The sequence below is a fragment of the Legionella drancourtii LLAP12 genome (assembly GCF_000162755.2).
Classification (GTDB): domain Bacteria; phylum Pseudomonadota; class Gammaproteobacteria; order Legionellales; family Legionellaceae; genus Legionella; species Legionella drancourtii.
Map to the genome: position 1 here is coordinate 93,968 of NZ_JH413808.1, position 16,833 is coordinate 110,800.

A 16,833-nucleotide genomic window follows, 5' to 3' on the forward strand; every position below is an offset into this window, starting at 1 on the left:
GACCTCTTAATTAAGTGGTTATGCAATCCTTTGAGTATCGATTTGATCTCAAAACACAGTTTTTTCGTTGAGCACCGAAGGTGCGAATAAGACTCGTGAGGTTTGGTAGCCAGCTTGCTGGTTAGCTAACTTCACCTATCTTGCCCTGCGTTTTAAGTTCATTTCACTTCATACTATCAGGTAATTTTATGTAATTCCAAGGTTATTTTTCGTAACACCATATTAATTTCTGATAATTACCATTCATTACGCTAAATTACACTTAAGTGCGTTTAATGGCATTTTTAATTACGACAAATGGAGGGAAAATAACATAATCTATTGCAGTGCAGTGAAATATTTCATACCATCGAAGAGAACAACAATAAACTAATGGTATGACATGGGAAATTCCCTTAGCGAACTAATCGCAGCCAAGCAGATGACCAGGAAAGGCTCTGATAAATCGGTCAACAAAGCCGCTTTTCTTGCGCTAAAACAGGATATCGATGCGGCATTGGCTGACGGTTGGTCCATCAAGTTGGTCTGGGAAACTTTGGTTGAGGAAGGAAAAATCTCATTTTCATATAAAACATTTTGTGGCTATGTAGCACGTTTGATTGCTGCAGAAAAAAAGCCATCTATTCAGGAGAACACCAAGGAAGATGAAAAGGCTAAAAGTAAAGCAAAAAACGAAATTCGCGGTTTTACTTTTAATCCAAAGCCCAACCTGGAGGAACTCTTGTAATGGCAAAAATACATATTACACTGCAAGGCAAAGGCGGTGTCGGCAAATCATTTATTTCTGCAACAACGGCGCAATACAAACAACATAAAGGCCAAACCCCACTATGCATTGACACTGACCCCATCAATTCAACCTTTCATGGCTTTAAAGCCTTGAACGTGGACCATATACAGGTCATGAGCGGCGATGAAATCAATCCCCGACTCTTCGATGCACTCATTGAGAAGATTGCTCCCGCTACTAATGATGTGGTCATTGACAACGGCGCCAGCTCGTTTGTACCTCTGTCGCATTACCTCATCAGCAACCAAGTTCCAGCGTTGTTAAAGGAATTAGGTCATGAAATGGTGATTCATACTGTCATCACCGGCGGCCAGGCCCTATTCGATACCATTAATGGCTTTGCGCAGCTGATTGACCAGTTTGCAAATGAAGCACAGTTTGTCGTCTGGCTCAATCCCTATTGGGGAGCCATAGAACATGAAGGTAAGACATTCGAACAACTAAAGGCTTACCGTGATAACAAAGACAACATATCAGCCTTAATTCAAATTCCTGATCTAAAAAAAGAAACCTATGGCCGAGATCTAACCGATATGCTGCAACAAAAACTGACCTTCGGTGAAGTACTAGGTATGCCAGATAAGAGCATTATGACCCGTCAACGTTTAAAAATCGTTCGAGATCAACTGTTTGGTCAGCTGGATAGCGCCAGGGTGATCTAATGAATGATAAATTTGATACAGTTATGCAGGAGATCGCTGTCAAGCATGGGGTAGTATTAAGCAAGGATGATCCAATTCTCATCCTGCAGACCATGAACGATAGATTGATTGAAGAAACTCAACAGGCACAAGCGGCCATGCTGGCACAGTTCAGAGAGGAAATGGAGAGTATTTCCTCTCAATGGAAAGATGATGCCAAGGAAAAAGCTGAAAAGATACTCAATATGGCATTAGCCAGCAGTAAAGAAGCTATGACTCATTTATTGCAAGAGGCAACAAATGAATCGGTATCGGTAATTAAAAAAGTAATTTCTAATTCAGTAGCAGATGTTCATGATATGGCAAAGCAAACAAAAAATTATTGTCTGTTGGTCTTATTTGGTTCAGTGTTGATTGTGTCTTGTGTATATTTAGCTCTATTTTTAATTTAGCACTGGAATTTGATTTATGACTGTTGAGACTGAAGCAGAACTTATTTCTCCAAGACCTTATGGCTTAATTTCAGATTTTAGTAGCATTCAATATGAAAATAAGTTTTGTATGTATCCAGGATGCAATGAACCGCCTATTGGCTCTCATGTTTTATCTAAATCATGCATTAGAAAATATGCAGACAATCAGATAATCCAACTACAAACTATTGTTTATGAGCCCTTTGAAAACATAAGATCTAAAGCAAAACGAAAATACTATAAACCATGCGATTTAGATAAGATATCAACCTTTAAAGGATTTTGTAATAAGCATGACCATAGCCTTTTTCATGAGCTGGATAATTTTGATGGTGTTGTAACTCCCAAGATTGCTCTGCTAGCCCATTACAGAATAATATGTTACGGATTAGATATTCTTCAATTGCAATTAAAACAACACGAATTTTTGAAGAGTGCTGCATTTGTGGGAGGCGCATCAAAAAAAACCAATGAAAAAGCCAGAAGAATTAAAAATGGATTTTTTCTGCGTGGATTAAAAATGGCCGAAGCAGATTATTTAGAAAGAAAAGAAATCTGTGAAAAGTTGCTTAATGCTGTTGATCCTCAAATGAATTATATTCATTTTGAAGGAGGAATAGAGAATTCTCTATTCGTTGGGAGGGCTGGCATATTTTTACATCAATTTGGCAGGGATCGATTACCCAAAAGATTTATGGCCCAAATGCCATTTATTACATATTCATCTATTTCAGATGGAAAAACATGTAATCTAATATTTGGGCTCTACACCAATTAAGGGGGCACTTTAATCGAATTAGTCTAAACTAAGTCCTTGATTTAGCGATCAAAAGGAGATTAAAGTGCCGAAGTACAATCTTATCCTAAATTTACCTGGATTTTCCATAGTAAAAGTGAGCGGATATCAACCATTATTATTAGATGTAAGCTATAACCGCTTAGCGCGTTGTAGCCACTGTCAAAGTAAGAAGGTACGGAAGAAATCCTCGTATATACGAAGAGTTCATCATGAATTAATAGGCCATAGACGAAGTATATTAAGGTTTAAAGCGTATAAGTTGTATTGTTATGCGTGTGGTCGTTATGGTAATCAACAATTCCGTGGTATCAATAAACATCAACGCGCTACTTGGCGAGCGCAGGCTGCGGTGTTTCATGAGCATAGCCGAGGAGTCTCTCAAAAAGACTTATCAGAGCGCTATAAGAAAGGCAAAGCGACTATAGAACGTTGGTATCAGCGCCATTATGAAGAGCAACATCGAGAATTAATTAATAAACCTTGTCCTGTAGTCTTAGGTATTGATGAACATTTCTTTAGTAAGAAAGAAGGATTTGCAACTACCTTTTGTGACTTAAGAAAACATAAAGTATTTGACGTGGTGAAAGGACGAAGTGAAGGAGATTTAAAGTCCTATCTGCAGCAGTTGCCAGGAAAAGAGCGAGTTAAAGTGATTTGTATGGACTTAAGCAGTACTTATCGTTCTATGGTAAAAAAGTACTTCCCTAATGCTCTGATAGTTGCTGATAGATTCCATGTAATCCGTTTAATTCAACATCAATGTATGATGACTTATCGAGAGCTTTCCAGCGAAATAAAGAACAATAGAGGCATCTTAGCCTTATTGAGAACTAGGCCAGATAACTTGACTCAAGAGAAGAAAACCAAGAGGGATGCGTTTTTAAGTCAAAACCCAGCTATCGATGCGATCTATCAATTTCAGCAACAGCTGCATTCTCTTTTAATGAAAAGAGCGTTAACTCAAAGGGCTTGTCGTAAAGTAATTCCTACTTTCTTGGATATGCTTACTGATTTAAAACAGAGTGGATTTAAGGCCCTAGCCTCATTAGGTAAAACACTAGCTGCATGGAAAGATGAAGTTGCCAGAATGTGGCGGTTTAGTAAATCAAATGGAATAACTGAAGGGTTCCATCGAAAGATGAAACTGATACAACGAAGAGCCTATGGGTTTAGGAATTTTGAAAATTATAGACTGCGTGTTAAGGTGCTCTGCGGGTGATTATAGCTGCCCCCTTAAATGGGAAAGAGCCAATATTTGCTTATCTTCCGCAAGATGCCAAAGAATATTCCAAAGATCTAGATATTTTTATTAACCACCCAGATTTCAAAAAACGGCTGGAAGTTTTAATTTACTCTCAAAGTGATTGTTGCATTTTGAGAAAAGATCTTACAGAAGCTCACAGTAGTACTATTAAAGAGATAGTTGATTTTTATCGTTAACTCTATTTCAATTGGTTCACGCATAATTAATTAATTTTTACCCAATTTTTTGGGGCGCCATTGGGGCATTAAATTAAAATCCGGGGCTTTTTTGGGACATTTTGTAGACAATGATAGACCATGAAATACAACATAAAAATTATTAAAAACCCGCCAAATGCATTGATTTCATTGGGTTTATGATGGTCTTTGGTGGTCAGAAATGGTTTTAATGATTGGTGGAGGCGGCGGGAATCGAACCCGCGTCCGCAGATCCTCTGCCTTCAGTTCTACATGCGTAGCCTTGTCATTTGATTTAACTGTGGACTCTCCGACAGGCAGGATGGTACACAGCGATTCCCTGAGTTTCGCATTTTAATCCGGGATAAATTAAAACACTAGCTTATCTTCTATGACCGTTGATTCGATACCAATAAGCGAGCTCGGTCAACGGGGCACTGGGGTTAAGGCCAGTACACGTCGATTAGTTTAATCTGATTAAGCTGCAATAGCCCCGTCAAAAGAAACATCATCAAAGTTTGCATTGTTTGCATTTATATTTATTGAGCCTGATTTACGAGAGATCTCATTCTCGGCATGCACCTCTGGTTTTGCAACCCCCGTCGAAGCCAGGTCGCCCCCAATTTGTACACTTTAAGTATAACATAAAATAATCAGGGTTTTGCATTCTTCTGCTTAAATTAGGCAAAATAGTTGAGATCCCTACTAAGAAAGGCTTGTAAGCACTAAATTAGGATAGACTGTAATTAATAAGGATGATGTACCTGGCCTCACTCATGCGCCCTTCAGCCACCATCGCCCTTGGCGATGGTGGCTTGTTTCGGAAACACTTGGGCTGTTTTAGCCACGAATACCGTTATGGCGTAATAAGGCATCGACGGTTGCTGGGCGGCCTCTAAAGTTTTTATAGGCTTCAGCGGCTTTTCGCGAACCACCAACTTCTAAAATATTATGGAGAAAATCATGGCCCGTTTTGGGGTTTAACACGCCTTCTTCTTCAAAACGCGAAAACGCATCACTGGATAATACTTCCGCCCAACTGTAGCTGTAATAACCTGCCGCATAGCCACCGCCAAAAATATGGCTGAAACTGTGTTGAAAGCGGTTATAAGGAACAATAGGCAGTATGCTGGTTTTGCGGCGTACGTCCGCTAAAATGTCATTAATCAAGGAATCATTATTTTTTTGATACTCTTGATGAATACGAAAATCAAAGATGGAAAATTCCATTTGTCGCAACATCGCCATTGCGGATTGAAAGTTCTTCGCTGCGATTAAACGGGTATAGAGGGACTCAGGGAGTGGCTTTTGCGTATCAACATGGGCGGTGAGTACAGCTAGGGCGCTTTGCTCCCAACACCAGTTTTCAAAAAATTGACTGGGTAATTCCACCGCGTCCCATTCCACGCCATTGATACCAGATGCACTAAGGTAATCAACCTGGGTCAAAATATGATGCAGGCAATGACCAAATTCATGGAATAAGGTGGTCACTTCATCATGCGATAACATGGCGGGTTTATTCGCCGATGCTTTGGCAAAATTACAGGTCAACGTCGCTATGGGTAATTGCACGCTGCCATCGTCTAATCTGCGGCGGCTTTGTAAGGAATCCATCCACGCCCCACTATGCTTGTTTGGCCGCGCGAATAAATCCGTGTAAACATAACCTCGTACTTGATTGTGCTCATCAACCACACAATAGCATTGTACGTCTTTATGCCAAATATCAACGCCTTTGATTTCCTCAACACTCATGCCGTAAAGTTTTTTAACTAAATCAAATAAACCCTGCATTACTTTAGGTTGGGGAAAATAAGGACGTAAATCTTCTTGCGACAAGGCAAATAAATCCAAGCGTCTTTTCTCCGATAAATAACCAATGTCCCATGGTTTTATCGGGTCAATATGCCATTTACTAGCAGCAAATTCTTTTAATTCCGCAAATTCACCTTCACCTTGATGATGAGCGCGTCGTACTAAGTCATTCATAAAATCCATGACTTGAGTGGTTGAATCGGCCATTTTGGTTGCCAATGATAATTCGGCAAAATTATTAAAACCTAACAATTGCGCTTGCTCATGTCGCAAAGCCAGGATTTCATTCATTAACGGCGTATTGTCGTAAGTGCCGGCATTCGGCCCTTGATCGGAAGCTCTAGTTACGTATGCATGATACATTTCCTCACGCAAGGCACGGTCATCAGCATAACTCATTACCGCTTGATAGCTAGGGTATTCCAAAGTAAAGACGTAGCCATCGAGGCCTTTTTCTACGGCCAGTTCTTTCGCGGTATTTAAGGCGTGCTCAGGTAACCCTGCAACCCGTTGTGAGTCGGTGATGTGAATGGTAAATGCTTGGGCGGCATCTAATATATTATGCTCAAATTGATTGGATAATTCATCCAATCGCGTTTGAATCGCTTCAAACCGTTTTTTATGGTGTTCATCTAGTGCAACCCCGGATAATTGAAAGTTACGCAAAGCATCGGCAATAATTTTTTGCTGCACCGGATCGAGTGTATGGAGATCAATGGCTTTAATTGCTTCATACAATTGATGATTTTGCCCCATAGCCGCTTCATATGCAGAAAGTGCTGGTAAACAGGCATCATAGCATTCACGCAAAACCGGGGAATCCATCACCGCATGTAAGTGCGACATTGGCGACCAAAAACGCTCTAATTCATCGGACATATCCTCTAAAGGATACATTAAATTATCCCAGGTATAGTAATGATTTTCTTGCAGTAAGTGCTCAACCTGTTCTAAATGGCTTTTTAACATGGCCTCAAGATGAGATTTAAAGTGATTGACATCAATATGGCTAAATTGTGGTAATCCAACTGGCGCTGACATGTTGTACCTTCAAAAATTGATCTAAGATACAAAAGCATAGCACTCAATTGCGAAAGCCTCTACTGCTTAATTAGGATCCACAGCCCCTAAAGAAAACCCAGTCCTTGTACATTGTCACTTTCATCATCGGCATTTTCTTCATCATCGCATTCATCAGAATCAACTGGTGTCCCCAAGAGTTTCTTTTTAGGCTCATCTTTCTTAGCAAAAAAACCCAATTTCCTTATCCCCTCTGCCGGCACCTCAACCATATCTTTGGGGCGATAATGGTTAAGGATAGGCACTAAGGCAAAATTAATTAAACAAACAAGGACAAGGCTGACTGCTCCGATCATGGGAATGATTGGCATAGCAGCGAACAAAGATGCAGCGCAACACGTGGCCAGAAAAATGGCCATGGTAATTATTAAGTGTGAGCCTAATCGCAACATTTCAAAGGTTATCTGGTCGTCTAGTGTCTGAAGATGTTGTTTTATCTGTCCCTCTTGCTCCTTATTTTCGGGAGCAAGAGCCATTGCTTGGTATTGTGCACGAAGGGTAAATAAGCGATTCAATTCAATATAAGCGCGCAGGGCTGAGAGTACTACGTCATAAGCAAAAAAGACGATGACTAAATAAGTCGTGAATGGTGCTGCTAAAATAAAGCAATTGACCAAACCTACCCCTATCCAGACAATGTCGTTGCCTAATTCAAACCACCGACGTTGCAATTGCCCTTGGAAGCGCACATCCCAATCTAATGTTCGTTCTTTATCACTCACCCAAGGACCTGGTAGAGTATGTTTTAGCAGGAGAAAAAGATTCGTTGTTGCACGGGGAATGAAATAAAGCCAGGCAAGATGCGGAAGAAATGGATCTATCTGTTTATCCATGTTCCTAATCAGATCACGGTACCAATCGGCACTAAAATGCAATCCAGCAACTAGATCCAATACCCGCTTGGAACGAGTGAGCAATAAGCGATATAAGTTAGCATTTATGGTTTGCCCACGAATTTGCTGAGAAAATGAATAACCTACCTCAACTTTTACTGCTGCTGGCAACTGATTGGGAAGTATGACATTCATTTCCTGTAAGAGGTTACGATAAATCTCTTGTTGCGCGCGCAAGCGCAGAACTTCTCTGGGAACAAGCAAATAATGTTGATAGGCGTATTCTAATAACTCGGCCAGTAAAATGGCTGCCATTAATTGCTCAGTAAGGTGCTGTTCGCTAACCGAGTGCTCTCCTGAGCAATTAGCTCTGATCTGCTGTCCCAACAGACTGTATTCCATATTTAATAGCATATGGGAAGAGACAATTTTACGATAAGATTCAGGGGCAAGTGACTTGATGCGCTCAGAGAACGTCCAATTCAATGGATTAGGATCATCAATCCCGAGAGACTGATCGATAAAAAGCGTATTTTGTAAACGTCGTATAACTGGGTTCATGATGTCCTAACATATTGGATATCAAAGCACAAATTCATCTTGTCCATAAATAAGTTTAAAAGATAAATTAAAGCCTAATCTTAACAAAAAAAATACAGCAAGTAAATTCTTATAGTTATGACTGCAAATCCATGCCGCGAAAATTAGCATTAATAACACGATTAAACCTTATATCTCAATTTTTATACCAAGTTCAACTATTCTTTTGTGATAAATCATAATCCCCTGTAGAATTAGCAGGTTAAACCAACCGTCCTTGCTATCGATTTTAGCGTTTAAAGTATTACGTACGAATCTGCCACCAAAACCCTAAGATTTGCTTTCGTCAGCACCAACAGCCCCTTCTTTAACAAAAGAATGGTTAAAAATGAGTTCGATTTCTTGCTGATTCATGTCTTCTGAGCGACAATAGCGCACCTAGTACGTGCATAAGAGAACGCATGAATCTGTCAAAAGAATTAGCGAATGCCATTCGTATTTTAAGTATCGATGCAGTCGAACAGGCTCAATCAGGGCATCCAGGCATGCCTTTAGGCATGGCCGATATTGCCACCGTGTTGTGGAAAAAATTTTTAAAATATAATCCGAAAAACCCACATTGGTTTAACCGTGATCGTTTTGTCTTATCTAATGGCCATGGTTCCATGTTGCTTTATTCACTATTGCATTTGACCGGCTATAATCTGCCTATAGAAGAGCTGAAAAATTTTCGGCAATTAAATTCAAAAACCCCTGGCCACCCAGAGTTTGGTCATACTCCTGGAGTAGAAACCACTACGGGACCTTTAGGGCAAGGGTTAGCCAATGCGGTGGGTATGGCAATAGCAGAACGCGCGTTGGCCAGTCGCTATAATCATGAAGATTGCAACTTGGTCGATCATCATACTTATGCCTTTGTCGGCGATGGTTGTTTAATGGAAGGGATTTCTCATGAAGCTTGTTCTTTTGCTGGAACATTAGGTCTTGGGAAACTTATTGTTTTTTACGACAGTAATGGCATTTCCATTGATGGAAAAGTCGACTCCTGGTTCACTGACGATACCGCCATGCGCTTTAAGGCCTATAATTGGCAAGTCATTGAAGCCATTGATGGCCATGACCTGGATGCGATTGAACAGGCGATTGTTGCCGCACAAGCGAATACCAGCCAACCGACATTAATTATCTGTAAGACCATCATTGGCTTAGGTTCTGCGGTTGCCGGCAGTGAAAAATCCCATGGTTCCCCCTTAGGAGCCCAAGACATTGAGAAAGTTCGTGAATTTTTTCACTGGCAGCATGCTCCTTTTGTCATCCCCGATACCATTTATCAACAATGGAGCCATGTAGAACAAGGTGAACGCGATGAGCAACAATGGTTGTCCTTATTGCATCATTACCAGCAAAGTTATCCAATAGAGCACTACGAGTTTTTACGCCGTATCAACGGCGATCTTCCTGACGATTGGAAAAGCCATTGCCAGGCATTCTTAGAGCAATGTCGCCGTAATGAGAAAGCCATCGCGACGCGCAAAGCCTCGCAACAGTGCATCGAACATTTTGCCCGTTCGTTGCCTGAAATGTTGGGCGGTTCTGCGGACTTAACCGGCTCAAACAATACCGATTGGTCAGGAAGCCAAGCCATCACCCATGAAGATTTTAGCGGTAATTACTTAGCCTATGGCGTGCGTGAGTTTGCAATGGCGGCCATTATGAATGGCCTGGCCGTGCACGGTGGCTTTATTCCATATGGTGGCACATTCCTGGTTTTTGCTGACTATGCGCGCAATGCCGTACGCTTAAGTGCCTTAATGAAGCAGCGCGTCATTTACGTCTTTACACATGACTCCATTGGCCTTGGTGAAGATGGACCAACCCATCAACCCGTAGAACATGCCTCCATGTTACGCATGACCCCAGACATGACCGTTTGGCGACCCGCAGACCTAATGGAAACTGCAGTTGCCTGGCAAAGTGCTCTGGAGCATCATAATGGACCCACATCTTTGCTGCTTTCGCGACAAAATTTACCCGCGTTACCGCATGGCGTAAACGCAGCCGAGTTAATTAAAAAAGGCGGCTATATCCTTGTGGATTGCGCTGGCACGCCAGATGCCATCTTGATTGCCACAGGCTCTGAAGTTCAGCTCGCCATTACTGCGGCAGAACAAATAAGCACGCAAGGACTAAAAGTTAGGGTAGTCTCCATGCCTTGTGCTGAGCGTTTCTTAGCCCAAGACCCAGGCTATAAAAATCAAGTATTACCCAAGGAAGTTACTGCCCGCATCGCTATTGAAGCAGCCAGTTCAGCCTATTGGTATCAATTTGTTGGTCTCGATGGCGCCGTAATCGGCCTGGATCGCTTTGGTGTATCAGCCCCAGCAGCCAAGGCATATGACTTCCTAGGTATTACTATAGAACGAATCGTTAAAACGTTAGCAACATTAACTGTAAATAAATAATAGTGTAAACCGCTGTACGCAAAGGGCAGCAAAACACCTTAAATTGGAGAAGTAGTATGACTATACGTGTCGCAATTAATGGCTATGGCCGCATTGGTCGTTGTATTTTAAGATCCATTTTTGAATACAACCGCCAAAATGAATTTGAAGTCGTTGCGATCAATGATTTATCAGGGATTGACGTTACCGCGCACCTGACACGCCATGATACAACCCACGGCCGCTTTCCCTCAGAAGTAACTAGCGATGGAAACATGCTCGTTGTTGATGGACATGCAATTCAAATCACCGCTGAGCGCAATCCCCTGAATTTACCGTGGAACGAATTAAATATTGATATCGTTTTTGAATGTACAGGGCTTTTTACTGAGCGTACCGCAGCAATGCAGCATATAACGGCCGGCGCCAAGAAAGTATTGATTTCTGCTCCTGGAAAAAATGTTGATGCAACCATCGTGTACGGCGTCAACGATAACATCCTGAAAGCATCAGATGTTGTCGTATCGAATGCTTCGTGCACCACAAATTGCTTAGCTCCTGTTGTTAAGCCATTAAACGATGCATTAGGCATTGAAAATGGTTTATTAAATACCGTGCATGCGTATACCAATGATCAAATGCTTCTAGATGGTAGTCATAAAGACTTGCACCGCGCGCGCGCCGCAGCACACAACATCATTCCAACCAAAACTGGCGCAGCTGCTGCCGTCGGACTGGTTTTACCGGAATTAGCAGGGAAACTTGATGGGTTTGCCATGCGTGTCCCCGTGATTAACGTTTCTGCGATTGACTTAACGTTCACAGCAGGTCGTGAAACAACAGCAGATGAAGTTAATGATATTGTCCGTCAAGCGCAAAGCCGTACCTTACAAATCAATGACGAGCCATTAGTATCCTCTGATTTTAACCATAATCCGGCATCCGCTATTTTTGACACCACGCAAACTAAAGTATTTGGTAAATTAGTTAAAATAGTTGCCTGGTATGACAACGAATGGGGTTTTTCCAATCGTATGTTAGATACAGCATATAAGATGATGAATTGCTAACCCCCTGTGCGGAGAGAATAATGAATCTGATACAAATGAGCGACATCGATCTTTCAGGAAAGAAAGTACTAATCCGTGAAGATTTAAATGTCCCAATCAAAGATGGGATGATTACTAGCGATCAACGTCTGCAAGCAGCCTTACCTACACTCAAGGCTGCCTTGGCATCTGGAGCGGCAGTTATGGGCTTGTCGCACCTTGGTCGTCCGGAAGAAGGACGGTTTGAAAAACGCTTTTCCCTGTACCCGGTAGCGGAATACTTAAAAGAGCATTTAAACTATCCGGTTCGTTTTGTCAGCGATTACCTCAACGGCGTGGATGCACGTCCCGGTGAATTAGTTGTTTGTGAAAACGTCCGTTTTAATCCGGGTGAGAAAAGTAATGATGAGCAGTTGGCGCGCAAACTGGCCAGTCTTTGTGACGTCTTTGTCATGGACGCTTTTGGTACAGCCCATCGCGCCCAAGCTTCTACTTATGGTGTAGCTCAATTTGCACCTATTGCAGTTGCCGGTCCTTTATTGGTTAGAGAATTAACCGCCTTAGCAAAAGCCTTGAAAGCCCCAGAAAAACCTATTGTGGCTATTGTTGGCGGTGCGAAAGTCTCCTCGAAACTAAGCTTGTTACGCCAATTGGTTGGTATGGTTGACTATCTTATCCCTGGTGGCGGTATCGCCAATACCTTTTTGAAAGCGCAAGGATTTGAAATTGGGGTGTCGCTTTATGAAGAAGACTTGTTGGATGAGGCACGTGCTATTCTCCATTTAGCGGAAGAAAAAGGTTGCTATATACCCTTACCAACCGATGTTGTAGTCGGTAAAACATTTAGTGAAACCTGCCCAGCTTATAATAAATCCCTCCATAATGTCGCTGCTGACGATATGATTCTTGATATTGGCCCAGTCACCGTCAGTGACTATGTGGAGATCATTAATAAAGCCAAAACCATTATTTGGAATGGTCCAGTTGGTGTTTTTGAGTTTGCGCAATTTGCTTACGGCACACGTGCTTTAGCAATTGCTATTGCTGAAAGCGATGCATTTTCAATTGCTGGCGGCGGGGATACCTTGGCAGCCATCGATCTGTATGATCTGAATCAGCAAATATCTTACATTTCCACAGGAGGTGGCGCATTTCTGGAGTGTTTGGAAGGAAAAACGTTGCCAGCCGTTGCCATTTTGCAGGAGCGCGCCAAGAATGTTACGTCAGACTAAAATTGTTGCAACGCTAGGACCGGCAAGTAGTGATCCGGTAACACTTCGTGCTATGTTGACCGCAGGCGTCAATGTGGTACGGATTAATTTTTCCCATGCTGATTCCTCCGCCTTACAATTGATTGCATTAGTGCGACAAATTGCTGCAGAATTACAGCATCCACTAGCGGTTATGGCTGATTTACAAGGCCCCAAAATACGCATCGGTCGCTTCAAAGATAAAATCATTACCCTCGTTGAAGGACAAGATTTTATGCTTGATTGCCACGATCCTGAACAATTAGGTGATGTGCATCATGTCGGCGTAGCCTACCCTAATTTAGCGCAGGAATTAGCCATAGGCGATCATTTGCTCATCAATGATGGCTTAATTGAATTAGAAGTAAAACATATTTCTGGCTCGCAAATTACGTGCACCGTTATTGAAGGTGGTGTTTTATCCGATCTAAAAGGTTTAAATAGAAAAGGCGGCGGTTTAGCGGCAAGAACGCTTACGGATAAAGATATACGTGATTTACACACAGCCATTAAAGCCGAGGTAGATTACATCAGTCTGTCGTTTGTCAAAGATGCTACCGATATTCGCCATGCACGGGCATTAATGAGTGAGTTTGGCGCTCCCAACATCCCCATTATTGCAAAAATTGAACGCACAGAGGCGCTAGAACATTTAACCGCAATCATTCAGGAAGCCGATGCAATCATGGTTGCTCGTGGAGATCTAGGAGTGGAAGTTGGCGCAGCTGAAGTTCCTGCCATTCAAAAACATATGATTGGACAAGCGCGTCGTTTGGATAAAGTCGTAATTACCGCAACCCAAATGATGGAGTCGATGATTAATCATCCTCAGCCTACTCGTGCGGAAGTATCGGATGTGGCAAACGCCATCTTAGATGGCACCGATGCGGTGATGTTATCCGCCGAAACAGCCAGCGGTCACTTCCCGGTAAAAGTTGTGAGTATGGTCAATAAAATCTGTTTAAGTGCAGAAAAACATGCCAGCTTTTACTATGATAACGCTCCTGAATCCTGCCATTACCAGCGCGCTGACCAAGCCATTGCCATGGCCACAATGCATGCGGCAAACCATTTTCCTATTCAAGCAATTGTGACCTTGACTGAATCTGGCGATACCGCATTATGGATCTCCAGGCAACACAGTACCGTACCTATTATTGCCGTCTCAGCAAACAAACGCACCATTGGCCGTTTAAGCCTGGTACATAACGTCTTTCCTGTATTTATGGATTATCATCAATTTGCTGCCGATAACTTGAACCAATATGTTCTTAATGAATTAGTTAAAGCACACCACATTAAGCGAAAAGGCTTTGTGTTATTAACTCGAGGAAGAAGTATTGGGACTGCTGGTGGCACCAATAGCATGGAAATAATTAAGGTTTAATTTAAATTAACTAGGGGCTGTTGACATTTCGCTAGATTGAGCCAGAATGGGTTGATTTTTGAGCACCGAAGCGGAGCATACATCAAGTATGTGAGCATCGGAGCACAGAAAATCGACTCATTCTGGCCAAGATAGTAGAAATGTCAACAGCCCCTAGAGAACAGGGAATACTCAATAAGAAAAGAGAAGTAATTTTAAGCCAAGGCCGGAGAAGCTAAAAGAAGTTAAACAAAATATTAAGAACACGATGAATTCAACTGCCATCTGGACGGTAAAGCCCTGCTATGAACCTAATCCAATAAATTGATGCTTGGAGATTCGAGCGCGTCTCAGCTGCTGGGCTTTACAGCCCAGCCTGTTGCTTCTCATTTTTATGATTGTTTAAATTTACTCTAAATCTTAAAGTTGTCGTAACTTAATCGACAACTTCTTTCTTTTCTTCAAGACTGCGTGATAAACCTAACTTTTCTTTCAAGCGGGCCACGGCATCAGGATCATACTGTCTGGTGGTTTTATGTTTCACGACCACCGCTGCCGTACGGGCAGGTTGCACTGGGGCGTTTTGGGTTGCATAAGAACGAGCCGGATAAGTAGGTAAATAATCATCTGCAGCTGATTGACTAGCCGCTTTGGGATAACTCGATGGCAACGGATGGGAAGTAAATTGGCCTGTTGTTTTTTCGGCTAAGATCTTACGTGCATTTCTTACGCTTTTTTCAACTCGTTTTTTGATCTTGGCAGCTGCATGCTCTGCTTCTTCTGCGCTTACTTCTGCTACATCTTTCCCCTGTAAATCAACGCGCATTTCACGCAGTTTTAAACAGGCTAGATAATCAAGTCGCCGAGTAAACAAGACCACAGCTTCTCTTAATTTACTCTTGGAAATACCTACCTCCAGCGCCTTATCAGCGTGCAGCAGGATGTCTTCCATTATCCCAGTCTTTAATGGACGAATGCGTAATGAATTATCAAATGCTGCGGGAAAATTTGCCGCAAGCCATAGTAAGGCATCCGTTCGTGCTTTTTTAGACTGGTTTTTTTGAGTTTTATTAATAACGGCGGTGCGTGGGTGCAGCTCCTGTTTTCTCATTAGTGTACCCTTGATTAGAAATTAGTTGTTCTGTTCGAAAATAATACGATTTATTCGCATTAATAATGAGCGCACAATGTACAATGTTTAGTGATTTTTTGCAAGCATTCTAAACTGGTTCGCTGATTTCCAATAAAAACCAAAATACAAAGTAGAAAAACGTATCCTAATCAGCCTATAATTAATTTAAATTCCGACTATTAGACATATTATGAAACGATTATTTATCGCATTTCTTGCTTTAACTGTTCCCTGGCTGGTGATGCTTGTCAATGATAATCCAGGAGCAGCCTTTGTTGTTTTGGTAATGCAGGTAACCTTGATTGGCTGGCCTTTTGCAACCATTTGGGCTTGGCGAACCGCATATCCCCCAAAGAATAAAAAATAAGTGTGATTCCTGAATCATGACGAACAATCATCAAGGAGAACCATGTTGACTCGCGTTATCGTAAATGGGGCTGGCGGTAAAATGGGTGCATTGGCCTGCGCCACTTTGCAGCAACACCCTGAATTTGAATTAGTAGCACAACTGGGCAAGCACGATGATTTATCCCAAACGATTGTTGCGACCAAAGCCCAGATCGTTGTTGATCTGACCCGGGCTGATTCGGTTTATCAGAATAGTGTGACCATTATTAAACATGGTGCGCATCCAGTAATTGGTACCTCAGGATTATTACCGGAACAAATTAAGGAATTAACCGCACGGTGTGAAACACAACGCTTAGGAGGCCTGATAGCCCCTAATTTTTCGATTAGTGCCGTATTAATGATGCTATTTGCTGCAAAAGCCGCAGAATATTTTTCAGAAGTAGAAATTATTGAAACCCATCATCAACAAAAATTAGATGCACCTTCAGGTACGGCGTTAAAAACAGCGGAGATGATTGCTGCCGCACGCAAAAAACCTAAAAATAAACTAAATCTACAGGAACTAATCCCTGGTGCCCGAGGTGCTACACACTGCGACGTAAATATCCATTCTTTACGTTTACCTGGCGTACTGGCACGCCAACAAGTTATTTTTGGTAATGCGGGCGAAACGCTGTCTATTACCGATGACAGCATAGACCGCAATTGTTTTATGCCAGGCGTGGTTTTAGCCTGTCAGAAGGTATTGGCATTAACTACTTTGGTTTATGGCCTAGAACATGTACTATAACCGCATGCCCTACTATCAACGAGTAGGGCATGCATAATTT

At 42.0% G+C, this 16,833-nt stretch carries 15 protein-coding genes and 1 other RNA gene; 12 read left to right on the forward strand and 4 right to left on the reverse strand.

Annotated elements, in window-relative coordinates:
- Window positions 1–382: 382 nt before the first annotated feature.
- The 6 genes from LDG_RS04535 to LDG_RS04560 all read left to right on the forward strand — a co-directional run bounded on the left by LDG_RS04535 (window position 383) and on the right by LDG_RS04560 (window position 4,143).
- Window positions 383–727, forward strand: a complete 345-nt coding sequence (locus LDG_RS04535; protein WP_006869982.1) for a TraK family protein — start codon at window positions 383–385, stop codon at window positions 725–727.
- Window positions 727–1,452: an ArsA-related P-loop ATPase gene (locus tag LDG_RS04540; protein WP_006869983.1), complete on the forward strand. Its 726-nt coding sequence runs from the start codon at window positions 727–729 to the stop codon at window positions 1,450–1,452. Before LDG_RS04535 ends, LDG_RS04540 begins: the two co-directional genes overlap by 1 nt.
- Window positions 1,452–1,883 (forward strand): conjugal transfer protein TraM, encoded by a 432-nt coding sequence (locus LDG_RS04545; protein ID WP_006869984.1) that lies wholly within the window; start codon window positions 1,452–1,454, stop codon window positions 1,881–1,883. Before LDG_RS04540 ends, LDG_RS04545 begins: the two co-directional genes overlap by 1 nt.
- Before the next feature lie 16 nt (window positions 1,884–1,899).
- Complete coding sequence (locus tag LDG_RS04550; RefSeq protein ID WP_006869985.1) at window positions 1,900–2,682, forward strand: hypothetical protein; 783 nt, start codon at window positions 1,900–1,902, stop codon at window positions 2,680–2,682.
- A gap of 64 nt (window positions 2,683–2,746) precedes the next feature.
- Window positions 2,747–3,922 (forward strand): ISL3 family transposase, encoded by a 1,176-nt coding sequence (locus LDG_RS04555; protein WP_006869986.1) that lies wholly within the window; start codon window positions 2,747–2,749, stop codon window positions 3,920–3,922.
- On the forward strand, window positions 3,919–4,143 hold the full coding sequence (locus LDG_RS04560; protein WP_006869987.1) for a hypothetical protein: 225 nt from the start codon (window positions 3,919–3,921) through the stop codon (window positions 4,141–4,143). Before LDG_RS04555 ends, LDG_RS04560 begins: the two co-directional genes overlap by 4 nt.
- Before the next feature lie 216 nt (window positions 4,144–4,359).
- Here the strand turns inward: LDG_RS04560 and ssrA are convergent.
- The 3 genes from ssrA to LDG_RS04570 form a co-directional block, all read right to left on the reverse strand.
- Window positions 4,360–4,764: a transfer-messenger RNA gene (gene ssrA, locus LDG_RS18855) on the reverse strand.
- 219 nt (window positions 4,765–4,983) lie between these two features.
- Entirely contained in the window at window positions 4,984–7,002 is a 2,019-nt protein-coding gene (locus LDG_RS04565) for a M3 family metallopeptidase (protein ID WP_006869988.1), read from the reverse strand.
- A gap of 86 nt (window positions 7,003–7,088) precedes the next feature.
- A complete protein-coding gene (locus LDG_RS04570) occupies window positions 7,089–8,435 on the reverse strand; it encodes a hypothetical protein (protein WP_050805521.1) in 1,347 nt (448 codons plus the stop codon).
- Between the two features lie 440 nt (window positions 8,436–8,875).
- Here LDG_RS04570 and tkt point away from each other — a divergent pair, with 440 nt between their 5' ends.
- Genes tkt through pyk form a run of 4 tightly spaced genes read left to right on the forward strand, consistent with a single transcriptional unit; the run spans window position 8,876 to window position 14,541 of the window.
- The gene (tkt, locus tag LDG_RS04575; protein ID WP_006869991.1) at window positions 8,876–10,876 is read left to right on the forward strand and encodes a transketolase; all 2,001 of its coding nucleotides are present in this window, start codon (window positions 8,876–8,878) and stop codon (window positions 10,874–10,876) included.
- A 56-nt stretch (window positions 10,877–10,932) separates the two neighbouring features.
- Complete coding sequence (gene gap / locus LDG_RS04580; RefSeq protein ID WP_006869992.1) at window positions 10,933–11,925, forward strand: type I glyceraldehyde-3-phosphate dehydrogenase; 993 nt, start codon at window positions 10,933–10,935, stop codon at window positions 11,923–11,925.
- Window positions 11,926–11,945: 20 nt separating this feature from the next.
- Window positions 11,946–13,136: a phosphoglycerate kinase gene (locus tag LDG_RS04585; RefSeq protein ID WP_006869993.1), complete on the forward strand. Its 1,191-nt coding sequence runs from the start codon at window positions 11,946–11,948 to the stop codon at window positions 13,134–13,136.
- A complete protein-coding gene (gene pyk, locus LDG_RS04590; RefSeq protein ID WP_006869994.1) occupies window positions 13,120–14,541 on the forward strand; it encodes a pyruvate kinase in 1,422 nt (473 codons plus the stop codon). The genes LDG_RS04585 and pyk overlap by 17 nt, the downstream gene beginning before the upstream one ends.
- 415 nt (window positions 14,542–14,956) lie before the next feature.
- Here the strand turns inward: pyk and LDG_RS04595 are convergent, their stop codons facing one another.
- Window positions 14,957–15,631: a ProQ/FinO family protein gene (locus LDG_RS04595; RefSeq protein WP_006869995.1), complete on the reverse strand. Its 675-nt coding sequence runs from the start codon at window positions 15,629–15,631 to the stop codon at window positions 14,957–14,959.
- Window positions 15,632–15,842: 211 nt separating this feature from the next.
- Here LDG_RS04595 and LDG_RS19820 point away from each other — a divergent pair, with 211 nt between their 5' ends.
- A complete protein-coding gene (locus LDG_RS19820) occupies window positions 15,843–16,019 on the forward strand; it encodes a hypothetical protein (RefSeq protein ID WP_006869996.1) in 177 nt (58 codons plus the stop codon).
- 42 nt (window positions 16,020–16,061) lie between these two features.
- Window positions 16,062–16,793, forward strand: a complete 732-nt coding sequence (gene dapB, locus LDG_RS04600; RefSeq protein ID WP_006869997.1) for a 4-hydroxy-tetrahydrodipicolinate reductase — start codon at window positions 16,062–16,064, stop codon at window positions 16,791–16,793.
- Window positions 16,794–16,833: the final 40 nt, after the last annotated feature.

Bases quoted from the DNA above. Each gene is read 5' to 3' on its own strand.
- LDG_RS04535 (WP_006869982.1), top strand. From the start codon at position 383: ATGGGAAATTCCCTTAGCGAACTAATCGCAGCCAAGCAGATGACCAGG.
- LDG_RS04540 (WP_006869983.1), top strand. From the start codon at position 727: ATGGCAAAAATACATATTACACTGCAAGGCAAAGGCGGTGTCGGCAAA.
- LDG_RS04545 (WP_006869984.1), top strand. From the start codon at position 1,452: ATGAATGATAAATTTGATACAGTTATGCAGGAGATCGCTGTCAAGCAT.
- LDG_RS04550 (WP_006869985.1), top strand. From the start codon at position 1,900: ATGACTGTTGAGACTGAAGCAGAACTTATTTCTCCAAGACCTTATGGC.
- LDG_RS04565 (WP_006869988.1), bottom strand. From the start codon at position 7,002: ATGTCAGCGCCAGTTGGATTACCACAATTTAGCCATATTGATGTCAAT.
- LDG_RS04570 (WP_050805521.1), bottom strand. From the start codon at position 8,435: ATGAACCCAGTTATACGACGTTTACAAAATACGCTTTTTATCGATCAG.
- tkt (WP_006869991.1), top strand. From the start codon at position 8,876: ATGAATCTGTCAAAAGAATTAGCGAATGCCATTCGTATTTTAAGTATC.
- gap (WP_006869992.1), top strand. From the start codon at position 10,933: ATGACTATACGTGTCGCAATTAATGGCTATGGCCGCATTGGTCGTTGT.
- LDG_RS04585 (WP_006869993.1), top strand. From the start codon at position 11,946: ATGAATCTGATACAAATGAGCGACATCGATCTTTCAGGAAAGAAAGTA.
- pyk (WP_006869994.1), top strand. From the start codon at position 13,120: ATGTTACGTCAGACTAAAATTGTTGCAACGCTAGGACCGGCAAGTAGT.
- LDG_RS04595 (WP_006869995.1), bottom strand. From the start codon at position 15,631: ATGAGAAAACAGGAGCTGCACCCACGCACCGCCGTTATTAATAAAACT.
- LDG_RS19820 (WP_006869996.1), top strand. From the start codon at position 15,843: ATGAAACGATTATTTATCGCATTTCTTGCTTTAACTGTTCCCTGGCTG.
- dapB (WP_006869997.1), top strand. From the start codon at position 16,062: ATGTTGACTCGCGTTATCGTAAATGGGGCTGGCGGTAAAATGGGTGCA.